Raw genomic sequence first — 17195 nt, 5'->3', positions numbered from 1 at the left:
GGTCGTGTGAACCCACGCAACCCTGGCTGCGTGCGCGCTAGGTGGGCGGCCAGTTGGCTGACCACGGCGTCGCCCCATTCGGCATTCTCGATCTTGCGACTGATGTAGGCACCGACCTGCCAATACAGCTCGATGAGCTGCGTATTCACGGCTTGCATGCAACGTTGTCGTGCCGAGTGGATGAGGGTCACGACCTCATCGAAGCGCTCCTCCCTGGCGGGAGTGGCGGTGGTTGCGTCGTCATGTTGCTGTGGGTCTTTCATCGAAGGGCTCCTGGCATGATTCGAAGCCAGGAAGCCTATCCAGGGGTGCATCCTAAAGATGTCGGACCGCTCCGAGGTCGCTGTGGTAAACGACAGAGGGGCGCCTGGTAAAAGCGCCCCTCGTCATAAACTGTTACACGCGCCCTGCCTAGCCCATCGAGCGCACCGCTACCTTGCGGTCATGCCCGCGCGTGGTGACGATGCCGAGGAACGAGATGAGGATTGCCAGGCTCAGCGTGGCGCTGACTTCCGCGCGGTGCTCCTCGGTATACATCATCACTGCCAGCGCGCAGCTGATGAACACGATCACTCCCCAGGTCAGCCAGGGGAACAGCCACATGCGGAACTTCAGTTCCGTGCTCTCGCGCTCCAGGCGCCGGCGCATGCGCAGTTGCGAGATGGCGATCACCAGGTACACCAATAGGGCGATAGCGCCAGAACTGGCGAGCAGGAACTCGAACACGCCCTTGGGGGCAAAGTAGTTGAGGATGGCGATGGCCGCCCCGATCAGCGTGCTGCCGAACACCGCCGCACGCGGCACGCCAACCTTCGAGGTGCGCTTGAGCATGGCCGGGGCGTCGCCGCGCTTGGCCAGCGAAAACATCATGCGCGAGGCGATGTAGATCGACGAGTTCATGCAACTGGTCACGGCGATCAGCACCACCAGGTCGACCATGAACGATGCGTTGGGGATGTTCATGATCTCCAACGCCCGCTGGTACGAGCCCACCACCGCAAGCTGCGGATCGTTCCACGGCACCACAGAGATGATCACGAAGATCGACAGGATGTAGAAGGTGCTGATCCTCCAGATCACCGAGCGGGTGGCCTTGGCGATGTTGCGCGCAGGGTCGTTGGATTCGGAGGCGGCGATGGTCACCGCTTCCGTACCGATGAAGCTGAACATCACGGTGATGAAGGCGCCGATCACCGCCGACCAGCCCTTGGGCGCGAAGCCGCCGTGCTCGCTCATCAGGGTGCTCAGGCCACTGACTTCACGGTTGGGCAACCACCCCACCAGCGCGGCGAAACCCAGGCCGATGAAGCCCAGGATCGCCGTGACTTTGAGGATCGCGAACCAGAACTCGAACTCGCCGTACTTGGCCACGCTGAACAGGTTGGTGCAGGCCAGCAGCAATACCGATGCGAGGGCAAAGATCCAGCTATCGACCTGCGGGAACCAGGCGTTGAGCACATGGCCTGCGGCCAACGCTTCGATGGGAATGACCAGCACCCAGAACCACCAGTACAACCAGCCGATGGTGTAGCCGGCCCAACGGCCGATGGCCTGGTCGGCGTAGGTGGAAAACGATCCGGTGTCGGGATGGGCGACGGCCATTTCGCCGAGCATGCGCATGACCAGCACGACCAGCGTGCCGGCGACGAAATAGGAGAGGATGGTGGCGGGCCCGGCAGCCGCGATGGCGTGTCCGGAGCCGACGAAAAGTCCTGCACCGATGATGCCGGCGATGGACAACATCGTTACATGACGTGGCTTGAAACCTTGTGCAAGGTTGCCATCAGTTCCCACGGTGTTCATTGATCTTGTTCTCTTTTTGCTGACACAAGGAAGGACGGGCAGGCGTAGGCGAAAACTATCTCCTTTCTGGACAATGAGTTGCACGCGGCTCAAGTGATTTTATTGACGTTGTTCACGGGTTGGGCGAGCGGCGGCGTCGAGATCGGCTTCATTCAAACAGCGCGGGTGCAGGGCAAATTGTTCCAGCGCGCCATGAAGCTGTTCGATCACGACACCGGGACTTGCGAAGGCGGGTCAAATCGATGCGATGCACCGCGAGTGCCTTTTCGCGGGCAAACCCGCTCCTGGACAGGAGCGGGTCAATCGCCTCAACGCACCAGGCAAGGCCGTTTGTTGTCGAAGGTCCACCCCGGCACCAGGAACTGCATCGCCACGCTGTCATCCCGGGCGCCCAGGCCCATGTTGCGGTAGCACTCATGGGCCTTCATCAGTTGGTCTTCATCCAGTTCGACGCCCAACCCCGGCCGCGTCGGCACCCGTACATGGCCGTCGACGATACGCAGCGGCTCGCGGGTCAGACGCTGGCCGTCCTGCCAGATCCAGTGGGTGTCGATGGCGGTGATCTCGCCCGGCGCGGCAGCCGCCGCCTGGGTGAACATGGCCAGCGAAATATCGAAGTGGTTGTTGGAGTGCGACCCCCAGGTCAGGCCCCAGTCATGGCACATCTGCGCCACCCGCACCGAGCCCTGCAAGGTCCAGAAATGCGGGTCGGCCAACGGGATGTCCACCGACTGCGACTGGATAGCGTGGCCCATCTGCCGCCAGTCGGTGGCGATCATGTTGGTGGCGGTGGGCAGGCCGGTGGCGCGGCGGAACTCAGCCATCACTTCGCGGCCGGAATAACCATTCTCCGCGCCGCACGGATCCTCGGCGTAGGCCAGCACATCGTGCTTGTCGCGGCACAGGGCAATGGCCTCCTTCAACGACCAGGCACCGTTGGGGTCGAGGGTGATGCGCGCTTCGGGGAAACGCTCGGCCAGCGCAGTGACAGCCTCCATCTCCTCCTCGCCACGCAGCACGCCACCCTTGAGCTTGAAGTCGTTGAAACCGTAACGGGCCTTGGCGGCCTCGGCCAGGCGCACCACCGCCTCGGGCGTCAGGGCTTGCTCGTGGCGCAAGCGCAGCCAAGCGTCGTCGGCCTCGGCTTCGTTGCGGTAGGCCAGGTCGGTGCGGGTGCGATCGCCGATGTAGAACAGGTAGCCGAGCATCTTCACCGACTCGCGCTGCTGGCCTTCACCTAGCAGCGCTGCCATCGGCACATTCAGGTGCTGGCCGAGCAGGTCGAGCAGGGCCGACTCGATGGCGGTCACTGCATGCACGGTGATACGCAGGTCGAAGGTCTGCAGCCCGCGCCCGCCAGCATCGCGGTTGGCGAAGGTCTGGCGCATGGCATTGAGCACGCGCTGGTAATGGCCGATCGGCTGGCCGACCACCAGGCTGCGGCTGTCTTCGAGGGTCTGGCGGATGTTCTCGCCGCCAGGCACTTCGCCCAGGCCCGTGTTGCCGGCGCTGTCGCGCAGTACCACGATGTTGCGGGTGAAAAACGGGCCGTGGGCGCCGCTCAGGTTGAGCAGCATGCTGTCGTGGCCGGCCACCGGGATCACGCGCAGGTCGGTGACGACCGGGGTCGAGGAGTGAGGTGTCGTCTGCATGGTCATTGTCCTTGTCTGGCAGGCGTTCAATGGGATTGGCCCAAGGCCGATGGAGCCTTGAGGTCAGGGATAGGGGCACCCTTGGCACGGGTGCGGACGAAGAACACGGCGATGGCGGCCAGCACCGAGGTCACCGCCAGGCCATACAGCCCGCCCTGGATCGAGCCAGTCTGCTGCTCGAGCAGGCCGAAGGTAGTGGGCGCAACGAAGCCGCCAAGGTTGCCCACCGAGTTGATCAGTGCGATCACCGCCGCAGCGATGCGCGCATCCAGGTACCCCTGCGGAATCGGCCAGAACAGCGACGAGGCGGCCTTGAAGCCGATGGCGGCGAAGCACACCGAAACGAAGGCGAACACCGGCCCGCCCGTGGTCGACATGAACATGCCGATGGCGGCCACCACCAGCGCGGCGGCGACCCAGGCCTGCTGGAATCTCCATCGTGCGGCCCCGGCGGCGAACGCGTACATCGCCAGGATCGAGATCAGCCAGGGGATCGAGTTGAAGAAGCCGACCTGCAAGTCGTTCAGCTCGCCCATGCGCTTGATGATGCTCGGCAGCCAAAAGGTCGCGGCGTAGATGGTCAACTGGATGCAGAAGTAGATCAGGCAGAACAGCAGGATCTGGCGGTCCTTGAGCAGGCGCCAGGCCGAGGTCTTGATCACCCCGCCCGCCTCTCGCTCGCGCTGCTCGCGGTCGATGGCTTCGACCAGCGCATGCTGCTCGGCCTGGCTCAGCCACTTGGCATCCTGCGGGCGGGAGTCGAGCCAGAAGAACACGAAGAAGCACAGGATCACCGAGGCCATGCCCTCGATGAACAGCATCCATTGCCAGCCGTGCAGGCCCATGCCCTGGATCTGCATCAGCGCGCCGGCCAGTGGCCCGGAGATCAGCGAGGCCAGGGCCGAGCCGCTGAGAAAGATGGCGATCGCCTTGCCACGTTCAGCGGCGGGCAGCCAGCGGGTGAAGTAGTAGATCACTCCGGGGAAGAAGCCGGCTTCGGCGACCCCGAGCAGAAAACGCAGCACGTAGAACTGGGTTTCGTTCTGCACGAAGGCCATGGCGGTGGCGACCAGGCCCCAGGTGAACATGATGCGGGTCAGCCATAGACGGGCCCCAACCCGTTGCAGCAGCATGTTCGACGGCACCTCGAACAACGCATAGCCGATGAAGAACAGACCGGCACCGAAACCATAGGCGGCGGCGCTGATGCCCAGGTCGCTTTCAAGGTGTGGGCGGACGAAGCCGATATTGACGCGGTCCAGGTAGTTGACCACGAACATGATGACGAACAGCGGCAGGACATGGCGCTTGACCTTGGCCACGGCGCTGGCCAGCGCATCGCCGCCGGGCAAGGCAGACGCAGGGGGGGTGTCGTTCACGGGATATCTCCCAGTCATTGTTTTTATTGAGGGTGCTGGTGGTAGACGAGGCAGTTGTCTGACATCCAGGTGGAAATGAGCATATTCCCGACGGAGTTGTACGACAAGTTGAAAATTGAGCGAAAAAAGCAAAATACAAGCGTTTAAACGGGTAAAAATCGGCTAAATGCTTTTATCAGGTCGATTACCCAAGGCAATGGGAGGGTGAATTTCAGGATGAAAAAAATCTTTGTGGATAACTTGTCATACAAGTAATGTGAGGGCGTTCAGCCGAGTCCTTTCGCTGAACACGTCGCAGCGGCGAGCCGCCGCTCCCACAGGTACTACCTTCGAGCCCATCCCATGCCCCGCTCCCACAGCCGCGCCCACGACCTGGTCTCGAGCCTCACCCAGCAATTGCTGCTGGGCACTTTCAAGCCGGGCGACAAGCTGCCCTCAGAAAACACCTTGGTGCGCGAGTATGGCGTCAGTCGCACCGTGGTCCGCGAGGCGCTGTCGAAGCTGCAGGCTGCGGGCCTGGTGCAGGCACGTCACGGGATCGGTACGTTCGTCATCGAACGCCAGGCCCGTTCCGGCCTGCGCGTAGGCCCCGAGAACGCGGCCAGCGTGCGCGACCTGCTGGAGCTGCGCATCGGCCTGGAGGGCCAGGCCGCCGCGCTGGCAGCCCTGCGCCGCAACGACCGGCAACTGGCGCAGATGCGCCAGGCCCTGGACGACTACCAGGACCTGGCCGCCGCCGGTGACAGCTGCATCGAAGCCGACCGGCGCTTCCACCTGCTGATCGCCGAGGCCACCGGCAACCTGTATTTCAGCGAGATGATGGCGCAACTGGGTGATGGCCTGATCCCGCGCAAGCGCATGGCCCAGGCCGAGCGCGCCGGGGCCAACCTGGCGGGGCATGCCTATCTGGCCAACCTGGAGCACGAGGCGATTCTCAACGCCATCCGCCGACAGGACCCGGAAGCGGCCAGAGCGGCGATCTGCCTGCACTTGTCCAACAGCCGCGATCGCCTGCTACCCGACTGAGCCGCGTGCAGCGGGCAAAAAAAATCGCGGAACCGGCGCCCTCCCCCTGGTGCGCAGTTACAGGGGAAAGGCCATCCAGCCCGCGATCAAGCCCACTCGCGTATCAATCCTTCTTGCGATACCCCTCGACGATCGCCGAGAAATCCTTGCCGCCCTCGCCTCGCAAGCTCATGGCCTGGTACAGCTGCTGCGCCACAGCGCCGAGGATCACCGGCTGGTGCGCCTGGCGCGCGGCCTCGGTCGCCAGGCCCAGGTCCTTGAGCATCAGTTCCGCACCGAAACCACCGGTGTAACCGCGCGATGCCGGGGCGGTCTCGATCACGCCCGGCCAGGGGTTGTAGGTATCCGAACTCCAGCAACGGCCCGTCGAGCTGTTGATGATGCCGGCCAGCACCTGGGTGTCGATCCCCAGCGCGTTGCCCAGGGCCATCGCCTCGGACACGCCGATCATCGAGATGCCCAGCAGCAGGTTGTTGCAGATCTTGGCGATCTGCCCAGTGCCAACCTCACCGCAGTGCACGATGTTGCGCCCCATCTGTTCGAGCACCGGCTTGAGCGTGGCGAACAGTTCGGGGCTGGCGCCGACCATGAAGGTCAGGGTGCCGGCCGCCGCGCCGCCGGTGCCACCGGACACCGGCGCATCACCCAGGTCGATGCCCTTGGCCGCCGCGGCCTTGGACACGTCCCGGGCGGTCTGCGGGTCGATGGTGCTACAGTCCACCGCCGGCGTGCCGGGGCGGATGCCGGCGAGCACGCCGTCCTCGTTCAGGTACACGCCGCGCACATGGGCCGCGGCCGGCAGCATGGTGATCACCAGCTCGCTGTTGGCGGCGGCATCCTTGGGCGAGGTGCTGATCTGCCCGCCCAGTTCGGCGAGCTCGGCCAGCACGGTCTTGTTCAGGTCGAACAGATTGAGCTGATGCCCGGCCTTGATCAGGTTGCGGGCCATGGGCGCGCCCATGTTGCCCAGACCGATGAATGCAATGCGCATGGCAGTCTCCTTAGCGCAGGCTGATGGTGGTGTTCACACCGTCATTGACGCTGTCGTCGTCGAACCAGCGGGCGGTGACGGTCTTGGTCTGAGTGTAGAACTGCACCACCTGCTTGCCGTACGGGCCGAGGTCGCCGAGCTTGGAGCCGCGCGAACCGGTGAAGCTGAAGAACGGCACCGGCACCGGAATCGGGATGTTGATGCCGACCTGGCCGATGTCGATCTCGCTCTGGAACTTGCGCGCTGCCGCGCCGCTCTGGGTGAACAGGCCGGTGCCATTGCCGAACGGGTTGGCGTTGACCAGGGCGATGGCCTCGTCGAGGGTATCGACCTCGAGGGTGACCAGCACCGGGCCGAAAATTTCCTGGGTGTAGATCTGCATGTCGGTCTTCACCCCGGAGAACAGGGTCGGGCCGACGAAGTTGCCCTGCTCGTACCCCGGCACCTTCACGTCGCGGCCATCCAGCTCGAGCTTGGCGCCTTCCTTGATGCCGCTTTCGATCAGCCCCAGCACACGCTCCTTGGCGCGCTTGGAAACCACCGGACCGACATCGGTGCCCGGCTCGCTGCCGGCATTGACCTTGAGCTTGCTTGCCGCCGCCTTGATATCCGGCAGCCATTCACGCGCCTTGCCCACCAGCACCGCCACCGACGTGGCCATGCAACGCTGGCCTGCCGCACCGAAGGCCGCGCCGACCAACGCGTTGATGGTCTGGGTGCGGTTGGCGTCAGGCAGCACCACGGCGTGGTTCTTGGCGCCCATCATCGACTGCACGCGCTTGCCGTGCTGGCTGCCCAGGTTGTAGACATGGGTGCCCACCTCGGTGGAGCCGACAAAGGAGATCGCCTTGATGTCCGGGTGGGTGCAGATCGCATCGACCACCTGCTTGCCGCCGTGCACCACGTTGAGCACACCGGCCGGCACGCCGGCTTCGAGCGCCAGCTCGACCAGCATCATGGTCGACAGCGGGTCCTGCTCGGAGGGCTTGAGCACGAAGGTGTTGCCACAGACGATGGCCATCGGGAACATCCACAGCGGGATCATCGCCGGGAAGTTGAACGGGGTGATGCCGGCGCACACGCCGATGGGCTGGCGCAGGGTGTAGGTGTCGACGCCCCCGGCGACGTTCTCGGCGAACTCGCCCATCTGCAGGGTGCCGATGGACGCGGCATGCTCGACCACTTCCAGGCCACGGAAGATATCGCCCTCGGCATCGGCCAGGGTCTTGCCTTGCTCGGCGCTCAGGGTCGCGGCGATGCGCTTGCTGTGCTCGCGGATCAACCCCTGCAACTTGAGCATGATGCGCATGCGCGCGCCGATCGGCGTGTCACGCCAGGTCTTGAAGGCTCGTTCGCCAGCAGCGACAGCCGCGGCGACTTCCTCGGTGGTGGCGAAAGGAACGCGCGCCAGTACCTGCTGGGTGGCCGGGTTGACGATGTCGCGCCATTCGGTGGTCTTGGACTCGACCCATTGGCCGTCGATCAGCAGCTTGACCTGCTCGACCTGGGTGTGGGGCGTGTGGGGTGCGTTCATCTGCGCTCTCCTTGGAATTATTGTCGGAACGAAGACGCCTACGCCGCAGCGAACGGGGTGGCGTGCAGGGGCTGAGTTCGAGTATAGATGTGCAAACATCCAACAAGAATGCACAAAAAAACCGGATCAACATGCAAAAAGACCTGACCTCCCTCAGCGCGCTGAACTGGGACGACCTCAAGTTCTTTCTTGAGGTAGCGCGCACCCGCAAGGCCAGCAGTGCAGCCAAACGCCTGGCCGTGGACTACACCACGGTGTCGCGGCGCATCAGCTCGCTGGAAGGGGCGATGGGTACCTTGCTGTTCGAGAAATCGCGAACCAACGGTTTCGTGCTCACCGCCGAAGGCCAGCGCCTGCTGGGCTATGCCGAGTCGATCGAAAGCACCCTGCACATGGCCTGCGAGCAGGTGTCGGGCTCGGGCGTTGCGCTGTCGGGGCACATACGCATGGGGTGCACCGAGGGCTTCGGCAGCTTCTTCGTCACCCCACAGTTGAGCCGCTTCGTCGACACCTGGCCGGCGATCTCGGTGGACATTCTGCCGCTGCCGCACTTCATCAGCCTGTCCAAGCGCGAAGCTGACATCGTCATCGCCCTGGAGCGCCCCGAGCATGGGCCCTACGTGTGCTGCAAGCTGTGCGACTACCGCCTGCGCCTCTATGCGACCCGTGAGTACCTCGACCACCACGAACCGATCCGCCAGGTCGCCGACCTGGTGCGCCATCCGTTCATCAGCTACGTGGACGACCTGGCATTCAGTTCCGAGCTGCTGTACCTGGCCAACCTCATCCCCAACGCCAGCGCCCACCTGCGCAGCACCAGCGTGATCGCGCAGTACACCGCTGCCCTGCAGGGGCGCGGGCTGGCGATCCTGCCCTGCTTCCTGGCGGCCCAGGACGAACGGCTGGTGACGGTGCTACCGCAAGAGGTGGAGGTGACGCGGCAGTTCTGGATGTACTGCCGGGAGGACCTGCGCAAGTTGAAGCGGATCACCCTGCTGTGGGATTACATCCGCGATGTGACCGAGGCGAATGCGCCGCTGTTGATGGGGCAGACGCGGGACATGGTGTTTGCGCAGGATTGAGGCGGATGGCACCGCTGCCCTTCCCCCATTCCTCAGTTCGACGCCACCACGATCGACACCCGCCGGTTCTCGGTGCGCCCGGCACTGGTGCGGTTGTCCGCCACCGGCTGACTGCTGCCCAGCCCGCGCGTCTCGATGTTGCGCGGCGGCATGCCGACGTTGATCAACGCCTTGGCCACACTCTGGGCCCGGCGCTCGGAGAGCTGCTGGTTATAGGCCGCCTTGCCCGAGGCATCGGCATGGCCGTCGACGCGCACACGCTCGATGCCCACCGACAGCAACGCCTTGCCGATCCGCTCGACAATCGCCTGACTCTGGCCGTTGAGCCCGTCCAGGTCACTGCCGAACAGCACCTTGCCCGACAGGTCGAACGCCCAGCCCTCGTCGCTTGGGGTAAACCCTTCGCGTTTGAGCACGGCAATCTGTTCAGGGGTCAGCCCGCTGGGCGGTACGGTCTGGCAACCGGTCAAGGCCAATACCGCCAGCAACATGGCCAGCATGGAAAAACGCAGTAGGGAAACGGGGTGTTTCACGGTTCAGCTCCTGTTGTTCATATCCTTGGCTCAGCGTTCCGTCTGGGCCACTTGCCAATGGCCGCGCCGATTGCGCTTGGCCTGGTACATCGCCGCATCGGCGGCATTGAGCAGACTGGCCGAATCCTGGCCATCGTCTGGGTAATAGGCGATACCGACACTCAGCGAGGTGCTGACGCGCTGGCCATCGTCCAGCAGGATCGGCAGCCTCATGCTGGCGACGATCTTCTCGGCGATGCGCTGGGCATCCTCGCGCGAATGAAGGGGGGTCAGCAGTACCGCGAATTCGTCACCGCCAAGGCGCGCCACCAGGTCGTGCTCGCGCAACTGCGCACGCACGCGGCTGGCGATATTGATCAGCACCTCGTCGCCAACGGCATGGCCAAGGTTGTCGTTGATTTGCTTGAAGTGGTCACTGTCGAGGAACAGCAGCGCCAGATGGTCCTGCTGCCGGGCGGCGTTGCGCAGGCAACGGTTGAGGCGCCCTTCGAAGAAGGCGCGATTGGGCAGGCCGGTGAGGCTGTCATGGCTGGCCTGGTGCGCGAGGGTCTCATTCTCGCTCTGCAAGTGGCTCTGCCAGACCTCCAGCTCGTCGAGCAGGGCGTTGAAGTCGTTGCCCAGCTCATTGAGCTCGGCAATCCGAGCCTCGGGCACGCGCCGGTCGAAGCTGCGCTCGCGCCGCGCCGCATGAGCGACGCTGGCCAGGCCCCGCAGAGGACGGACGATATCGCCGAACAGCCGGCGCGACAGGTGGATGGCGACTGCGGCGCTGAGCAAGCTGCAAAAGAGGATGCCCGCCAGGCCGCTGAGCAGGAAACGCAGCAGGCTGCCGCCCTGGCCCAGCAGCTCGATGTGCCCGACCGTGCGCTGCTGACGGACGATCGGCAGGTGGATGGCCTCGCCCAACAAGGCCTTGGCCACCTGGCGCTGCAGTGGTGCCAGCAAGCCCGTGTCATCGCGTTGCCAGTGCGCCAGCAGCTCCCCCTGGCTGTCGAAGACCTTGGCATCTGCCACCTCTTCGGTGGCGGCAATCACCGCCAGGGCTTCACTGGCCGCCCCGCTGTCGTCGAACACCACCGCCGCCTCCACGGTATAACTGATCGAGCGAGCGATCAGGTGCAGGTTGTGATTGGCATAGACGCGCAATGCCGCTACCCCGAGCACGGTCAGGGACACGCCCACGAGTCCGACGGCGATCAGCGCGACACCCAGGTGCCCTCGCCCCAGCACCGACCGCAAGGTCGGCCGCTTCCTGCGCTTGCCGGTGAGTTTCATGGTTGCGCCGCCCTGCGCCGCGACAATTGCAGCACGCTGGGGTGGATGCGCACGCCACTGCGCGCCACCGAGTCGAGGTTCACATCGAAGCTGACCTGTTCGTCATCGACGTGCAGGCAGAACAGGCTGCCGACGGTGCACGAGTCATCGGCCTCGCTGATGCTCAGGACCGGATGCCCGACCAGGGCCTGAAACAGGCGGTCACGCTGGCCGGCGTCGAGCTTGCCGATGTACACCGCGTCGCAGGCGCCGGAAACGCCCGAATCGTCGGCCAGCAGGCGACGCACCTGCAGGGGCTGGCCGGCATTCTGCACATTGCCCTTGATCAGGTCGTCGGCATATTCGGTGGGGCCGACCAGGCACAGGCGCAGCGGCGAAGGATCAGCAGGCCAGCGGGCATAGCTGAAGATACCCAGCACGACCTGGGTCACCGCTTTGGCGCGTTGCTGCACCTGGGCTGCAGTGGCAGGGAGGTCCGCCCAGGCAGGTGAGGCGAACAGCGACAGGGCGGCAATCACTAGCGAAAGCACACAGCCCGTCACTCGCCCCCTGGGCGAGACAACCACTGTCATGTGGGAAATCTCTCAAATTAGATTCAGATAAGCCGCACGATAGCACAATGCCGCAGTGCCAAGGTATTGACGAATATCACCCTTGGTCGAGCATTAGGCCAGAAATCCGACGCACCTTGCGCTCGACAGCCTCCTCAAAGACGCCCGCCCGTGGTTCCACCAGGCTGAAGCAGTGCTTGGCACGGGTGATGCCGGTGTACACCAGCTCCTTGGTCAGCACGGGATTGAGCGCATCGGGCAACACCAGCGCGGTATGGCTGAACTCCGAGCCCTGGGACTTGTGTACGGTCATGGCGAACACCGTTTCCACTTCATTGAGCCGACTGGGCAACACGAAGCGCACCCCGCCCGAGCCGTCGTTGCGCGGGAAGGCGACCCTCAGCAATGGCTCGCCATTCTCGTCGGGCAGGCGCAGGGCGATGCCGATATCACCGTTCATCAGGCCGAGGCCGTAGTCATTGCGGGTGACCAGCACCGGACGGCCCTCGTACCAGGGCTGGCGGGTGTCGATCAGCCCAGCGTTGTGCAGCACCCGCGCCACACGCTCGTTCAGCCCTTCCACCCCCCAGGGCCCTTTGCGCACCGCGCACAGCAGCTGGAAGCTTTCGAAGCTGTTGAGCACCAGGGCAGCCCATTGCTCCCACGCCGGGGCATCGGCGGGGGTGCCTGGCGCCGGCCGATGGCGACCGATACTGCGCAGATAGTGGCGATACCCCTGCGGGCCGTCTTCACCGCGACCCAGGCCATCCAGCAGCAAGCGATCGAAGGCGCGGTCATGCTCGCCGCGCAGGGACAGGCCGAACACATCCTCAGGCGGCATGCTCAGCAGATCCCGCGCCTGGCGGGCCTGCTGCAGGTTGACCAGGCGCGCCAACTGGCCAATGCCACTGCCTTCGCCGAAACGCCGGGAGTAACGCAACATCACCACCTGCTGGGCCAGCGCATGCTGCTGCGCATCACCTGGCTGCAGACCGCTGCCCTGCAGCGATTGGCCGCCGACCTGCTCGAGCCAGGCCTGGGTGGCGGGCGTGTAACGCCCCTCTTCGGCATACCGACACAGGTCGCCGAGCACCGCGCCGGCCTCCACCGAGGCCAATTGGTCCTTGTCGCCCAGCAGCACCAGGCGAGCCTGCGCTGGCAAGGCATCAAGCAGGTTGGCCATCATTTCCAGATCGATCATCGACGCTTCATCGACCACCAGCACGTCCAGCGGCAGTGGGTTACCGGCGTGATGCCGAAAATGCCGCGAACCGGGGCGACTGCCCAGCAGGCGGTGTACCGTGCTCACTTCGGTAGGAATCTGCGCCCGCACCTCGGCGCTGACCCGCAAACGCTCGACCTGTTGGCCGATGGATTCGGTCAGGCGCGCAGCAGCCTTGCCGGTGGGTGCCGCCAGGCGTATTCGCAAGGGCCTGCCCTGCTCCACCGCCGGCCCTTGGAGCAAGGCCAGCAAGCGTACGACCGTGGTGGTCTTGCCGGTACCCGGGCCACCGGTGATGATGCTGAACGCGGCACGCGTCGCCAAGGCACAGGCGAGCTTCTGCCAGTCCACCTGACCTGCCGGGGCGCCGTCCTCGAACAACTGCTCCAGGCGCGCGGGCAGGTCGGCGGGAATCGACTCATCTGCCACGATGCGTTGCTGCAGCGACCGGTCGATACGCCGTTCATAGCTCCAGTAACGGCGCAGGTACAGCCGCTGGCCGCTGAGTACCAGGGGCCGCGCGTCCTGGCCCTCGGCATCGCCCAACGCCACCAGCCGACTGGCCGCGATGCGCTGGCGCCAGGTGCTCGGTTCGAGCGTGGCAAGCAACTGCGACGGCAGCAGCAACGGCCCCGCCAGCGCATCGCCCTCTGGCGGCAGCGACAAGGCGAAATCGGGCTCGGCCAGGGTCTGCTCGAGGTCGAGGCAGACATGCCCATGCCCCAACTGGTGACTGGCCAGCGCCGCAGCCAGCAACAGCAAGGGATCGCTGCCCGCCTCACGCTCCTCGAGGAAGCTGACGAATGCCCGGTCCAGCGCACGCAACCAACCGCGTTCGACCCAACGGTCGAGCAGGGCCAGCAGGTCCTGGCTGTGTTTCAACGGCGCAAGGGCCGCCAGGTGCTCGGCCTGCAACGGTGTCGGCAACAGGTCATCGAGGGTGCGGCTCATGGTGCGGCTCCGGCAAACAGGTCCTGCTGCTCGGGCGCACAGGCGCCCCGAAACAACGCATCGAGCTGCTCGATCAGCTCACGTGGCGGCCGGGCGAAATACAGGCCATGGCCGGCGCTGCCGATACCGCGCAGGAAGATGAACAGGGCACCGCCCACATGGCGGTCGTAATCGTAGTCGGGCAGCCGTGCGCGCAACTGGCGATGCAGGGCCAGCAGGTAGAGCACGTACTGCAAGTCGTAGCGGTGGTCGAGGATCGCCTGTTCCATGGCCAGGGCACTGTAGGCGCTGCCATCGGGGCCGAGCCAGTTGGACTTGTAGTCGGCCACGTAGTAGCGCCCGTCCAGCTCGAACGCCAGGTCGATGAAGCCCTTGAACATGCCATTGAGCTGGGTCGCCAGCGCTGCCGGTCGCGCGGCGCCACCGTGGGTGTGGCGGACGACGAGCTGATCGAGGCGCAGCACGTCGACCTGATGGCTGGCGAACCAGAACTCCATCTCGATCTGGTACTGCTGAAGCTGCGCCAGGGTCAGGACCGGGCCATCCGGCGACAGCGGCATGGCCTGGGTCAGCAACTGCTGCAGCCAGGGCACCAGGGTCGGGATCCAGCCGGTCCAGTCGCGGCGCTTGCAGCGTTGGCCGACAGTGCGTTCGATCAACGCAGGCTGGCTGACCACGTCGGCAAACCCTTCACGCCCGGCCCACTCGAGCAGGCCGTGAAGGAAGGTGCCGGGGTTCGGCCCGCGAGGGAAGCGGTGGATATCGCCGTTTTCCGCCGGGACTTCACGCAGCCGCTGTGCATCGACGTTCTCGTCGTCGAGCAATTGCTGGGCCTGGGAGCTGTCGGCGCCGAGACTCTGGTCGCCAACACGCAAGGCGCTGTAGGAGGCGATCCACCACTGCTCTGCCGCGGCGCGGCGCGGCTTGCGTGCAGGCAGGCGTTCGGCGCCGTCCTGCGGCGCGCGATAGCATTGTTCGTCAGCCTCGGGCAGCGGTGCGCAGGCAATGGGCGCGCCCTCGGCGCACAGTGCCTGCAGCCAGTCGGCCAATTGCCCGGAATCCGCCAGCGGGGCGCCCCCACCCAGCAGGTAACCCAGGCCCGAGCGGTGCAGTTGCGAGGTTTTCTGGCTGCCGCGCTTGAGGTCGGCAACACCCAGCCAGCAGGCATGTTGGGCGCGGGTCAGGGCCACGTAGAGCAGGCGCAAGTCTTCGGCCAGACGCTCATCGTCGGCCAGGGCGATCTGCTCGTCGGTGGGGGTGAGCGTCAGCAGCACCTGGCCATCCTCGTCGTGCCAGGCCAATGGCAGGCGCTGGCCATCCACCGGTTTGCTGGTGCAGATGAACGGCAGATAGACCAGCGGGTACTCCAGGCCCTTGGATTTGTGGATGGTCACGACCTTGACCAGTTGCTCGTCGCTCTCCAGGCGCAGGATCTGCTCTTCACCGGCCTGCCCGGCGTTGGCCAGGTGCTCGGCCAGGTGACGGATCAGGGCCTGCTCGCCATCCAGCTCGCCGGCCGCCTGTTGCAGCAGTTCGGCCAGGTGCAGCAGGTTGGTCAGCACACGTTCACCGTCGGTGCGAGCGATCAACGTGCGTGGCAGCTGGAAGTCATGCAGCAGGCGGCGCAGCATGGGCAGCACGCCCTGGCGCTGCCAGGTGTCGCGGTACAGACGAAAACGCATCACCCAGTCTTCCCAGACCCGCTCGTCCTGGTTAAGCCGCTCCAGTTCGAGCAACGGCAAGTCCAGCGTCAGGCTGGCCAGAGCGGCCTTGAGCAGGCGCTCGGCATCAGGCTCGGCGCAGGCCTTGAGCCAGGCCAGCAGGTCGTGGGCTTCCTGGGCAGCAAAGACCGAATCCTTGTCCGACAGATAGACACTGCGTACCCCACGGGCAGCCAGCTCGGCACGGACCAACTGCGCCTCGCGACCGTCGCGCACCAGGATGGCGATGTCCGAAGGCAGGCAGCCGCGCACTTCGCCCTGAGCGTTGGCAAACCCCGTCACACCTCGTTGGCCACCGTTGAGCAGGGCAACGATGTGGCTGGCGCAGCTGGCGGCCAGTTGCTGACGATACAGTGTGTTGGCAACCGGCTCGTCACTGTGCAACTGCCAGCAATGCAGGGCGGCGCAGGGCTGGCCGTCGATCAGCAGACGCTCGCTGCGGCCCTTGGCATGAACTTCGATGAACGGCAGCGGGTTGTCGTTGGCCTCGCGGAACAGGAACGCCCCCTTGCCTTCGGGGCGTTGCTCGGCCAGCAGGAACACGCGGTTGACCGCCTCGACCATGGCCTGGCTGGAGCGGTAGTTGGTGTCCAGGCTGTGCAGGCGCCCAGCCGTGGCACGGCGGGCGCCGAGGTAGGTGAAGATATCGGCGCCGCGGAAGGCGTAGATCGCCTGCTTGGGATCGCCGATCATGAACAGGCCGGTTTCCGGGCGGTTTTCGGCGATCCGGTAGATGCGCTCGAAGATGCCGTACTGCACCGGGTCGGTGTCCTGGAACTCGTCGATCAAGGCCACCGGGAACTGCTCGCGGATCAGCCCGGCCAGGCGTTCGCCGGCCTCGCTACGCAGCGCTTGCTCGAGGCGCAACAGCATATCGTCGAAGCCCATTTCGGCGCGCCGGCGCTTCTCCACTTCGAAACGTGCCGCCACCCACGCGGCAGCATGTTCCAGCACCGCCGAATCGGGGCCGGGCAGCCCCTGCAACGCTTCGCGCAGTGCCTCCATGGCGTGCAATGCAGGGTGGTCCGGCGGCTCGCCCGATTTCCAGGCCTCGGCCATGCCTGCAGGTGTGAGGCGAGTGAAACCGGTGCCCAGGTCGAGTTCCATGGCCTGCTCGTCACCCGCCCAGGCGCGCAGCTTGTCAAACCAGGGGTCGAAAAAACGTGCCTGCAACTTGCGGCCATCGGCCTGCTTGGCGGCCACCGCCGCGCGGCAGATTTCGTGCAACTCGTCGGCCCACTGGGCCCAGGGAGCCTTGAGCGCGCCCAGTTGCGCCTGGCGTCGCTGCAGGGCGGATTCGATCAGCGCCTGTGGATCGGCGCCGTCGTCTTCCCTGCTGACACGGCCGAACAGCGGACGGATGCGCGGCAGCAACGCGTCCGGGCTCACCCAATGGCTGCGCACCCAGGCCAGCGCTTCGCCCTGCATGCCGTAGCAGAAGCGCCGCCAGTAATCGCGCATGACCTGGCCGAGCA

13 protein-coding genes are annotated in these 17195 nt (G+C 65.3%); 2 read left to right on the top strand and 11 right to left on the bottom strand.

Annotated features, from left to right (window positions below; translation table 11 throughout):
* From VA602_RS11545 to VA602_RS11530, 4 genes are all read right to left on the bottom strand, one after another.
* Window positions 1-263 (bottom strand): DUF1016 N-terminal domain-containing protein (locus VA602_RS11545; protein WP_323453261.1); only part of this gene is annotated, 263 nt, incomplete at its 3' end.
* Window positions 264-411: 148 nt separating this feature from the next.
* Complete coding sequence (gabP, locus tag VA602_RS11540; RefSeq protein WP_323453260.1) at window positions 412-1803, bottom strand: GABA permease; 1392 nt, start codon at window positions 1801-1803, stop codon at window positions 412-414.
* 308 nt (window positions 1804-2111) lie between these two features.
* Window positions 2112-3461, bottom strand: coding sequence for a glucarate dehydratase (gudD, locus tag VA602_RS11535; protein WP_323453259.1), 1350 nt, complete (start codon window positions 3459-3461; stop codon window positions 2112-2114).
* Window positions 3462-3481: 20 nt separating this feature from the next.
* Window positions 3482-4834, bottom strand: coding sequence for an MFS transporter (locus tag VA602_RS11530; RefSeq protein WP_323453258.1), 1353 nt, complete (start codon window positions 4832-4834; stop codon window positions 3482-3484).
* 342 nt (window positions 4835-5176) lie between these two features.
* On the opposite strand from VA602_RS11530, the gene VA602_RS11525 reads away from it, so the two are divergent.
* Complete coding sequence (locus VA602_RS11525) at window positions 5177-5860, top strand: FadR/GntR family transcriptional regulator (protein ID WP_197893270.1); 684 nt, start codon at window positions 5177-5179, stop codon at window positions 5858-5860.
* A 103-nt stretch (window positions 5861-5963) separates the two neighbouring features.
* On the opposite strand, the gene mmsB is transcribed toward VA602_RS11525, so the two are convergent.
* Window positions 5964-6851, bottom strand: coding sequence for a 3-hydroxyisobutyrate dehydrogenase (gene mmsB, locus VA602_RS11520; protein WP_054894279.1), 888 nt, complete (start codon window positions 6849-6851; stop codon window positions 5964-5966).
* Between the two features lie 10 nt (window positions 6852-6861).
* Window positions 6862-8385 carry a CoA-acylating methylmalonate-semialdehyde dehydrogenase gene (locus VA602_RS11515; RefSeq protein WP_323453257.1) on the bottom strand — a complete coding sequence of 508 codons (1524 nt, stop codon included), beginning with the start codon at window positions 8383-8385 and terminating at the stop codon, window positions 6862-6864.
* Between the two features lie 131 nt (window positions 8386-8516).
* Between VA602_RS11515 and VA602_RS11510 the strand changes: the two genes are divergently transcribed.
* Window positions 8517-9467: a LysR family transcriptional regulator gene (locus VA602_RS11510; protein ID WP_323453256.1), complete on the top strand. Its 951-nt coding sequence runs from the start codon at window positions 8517-8519 to the stop codon at window positions 9465-9467.
* Between the two features lie 32 nt (window positions 9468-9499).
* Here VA602_RS11510 and VA602_RS11505 read toward each other — a convergent pair whose 3' ends face one another.
* The 5 genes from VA602_RS11505 to recB all read right to left on the bottom strand — a co-directional run.
* Window positions 9500-9967: an OmpA family protein gene (locus tag VA602_RS11505; RefSeq protein WP_323453262.1), complete on the bottom strand. Its 468-nt coding sequence runs from the start codon at window positions 9965-9967 to the stop codon at window positions 9500-9502.
* Window positions 9968-10030: 63 nt separating this feature from the next.
* Window positions 10031-11275 (bottom strand): diguanylate cyclase domain-containing protein, encoded by a 1245-nt coding sequence (locus tag VA602_RS11500; RefSeq protein WP_153774156.1) that lies wholly within the window; start codon window positions 11273-11275, stop codon window positions 10031-10033.
* A complete protein-coding gene (locus VA602_RS11495; protein WP_370671050.1) occupies window positions 11272-11847 on the bottom strand; it encodes a YfiR family protein in 576 nt (191 codons plus the stop codon). The genes VA602_RS11500 and VA602_RS11495 overlap by 4 nt, the downstream gene beginning before the upstream one ends.
* A 76-nt stretch (window positions 11848-11923) precedes the next feature.
* A complete protein-coding gene (gene recD, locus VA602_RS11490; protein WP_323453255.1) occupies window positions 11924-13999 on the bottom strand; it encodes an exodeoxyribonuclease V subunit alpha in 2076 nt (691 codons plus the stop codon).
* The coding region (gene recB, locus VA602_RS11485) for an exodeoxyribonuclease V subunit beta (RefSeq protein WP_323453254.1) at window positions 13996-17195 on the bottom strand (3200 nt) is incomplete at its 5' end. The genes recD and recB, both read right to left, overlap by 4 nt.

Origin of the sequence: Pseudomonas machongensis (assembly GCF_034961125.1) — a bacterium.
In the GTDB taxonomy this organism is placed as follows: Bacteria; Pseudomonadota; Gammaproteobacteria; order Pseudomonadales; family Pseudomonadaceae; genus Aquipseudomonas; species Aquipseudomonas machongensis.
This window is presented reverse-complemented; position numbering and strand designations above follow the sequence as displayed.

Coding starts and splice junctions, on each gene's coding strand:
- VA602_RS11495 (WP_370671050.1), bottom strand. CDS start 11,847: ATGACAGTGGTTGTCTCGCCCAGGGGGCGAGTGACGGGCTGTGTGCTT.
- VA602_RS11525 (WP_197893270.1), top strand. CDS start 5,177: ATGCCCCGCTCCCACAGCCGCGCCCACGACCTGGTCTCGAGCCTCACC.
- mmsB (WP_054894279.1), bottom strand. CDS start 6,851: ATGCGCATTGCATTCATCGGTCTGGGCAACATGGGCGCGCCCATGGCC.
- gabP (WP_323453260.1), bottom strand. CDS start 1,803: ATGAACACCGTGGGAACTGATGGCAACCTTGCACAAGGTTTCAAGCCA.
- VA602_RS11515 (WP_323453257.1), bottom strand. CDS start 8,385: ATGAACGCACCCCACACGCCCCACACCCAGGTCGAGCAGGTCAAGCTG.
- VA602_RS11505 (WP_323453262.1), bottom strand. CDS start 9,967: ATGCTGGCCATGTTGCTGGCGGTATTGGCCTTGACCGGTTGCCAGACC.
- gudD (WP_323453259.1), bottom strand. CDS start 3,461: ATGACCATGCAGACGACACCTCACTCCTCGACCCCGGTCGTCACCGAC.
- VA602_RS11510 (WP_323453256.1), top strand. CDS start 8,517: ATGCAAAAAGACCTGACCTCCCTCAGCGCGCTGAACTGGGACGACCTC.
- VA602_RS11500 (WP_153774156.1), bottom strand. CDS start 11,275: ATGAAACTCACCGGCAAGCGCAGGAAGCGGCCGACCTTGCGGTCGGTG.
- recD (WP_323453255.1), bottom strand. CDS start 13,999: ATGAGCCGCACCCTCGATGACCTGTTGCCGACACCGTTGCAGGCCGAG.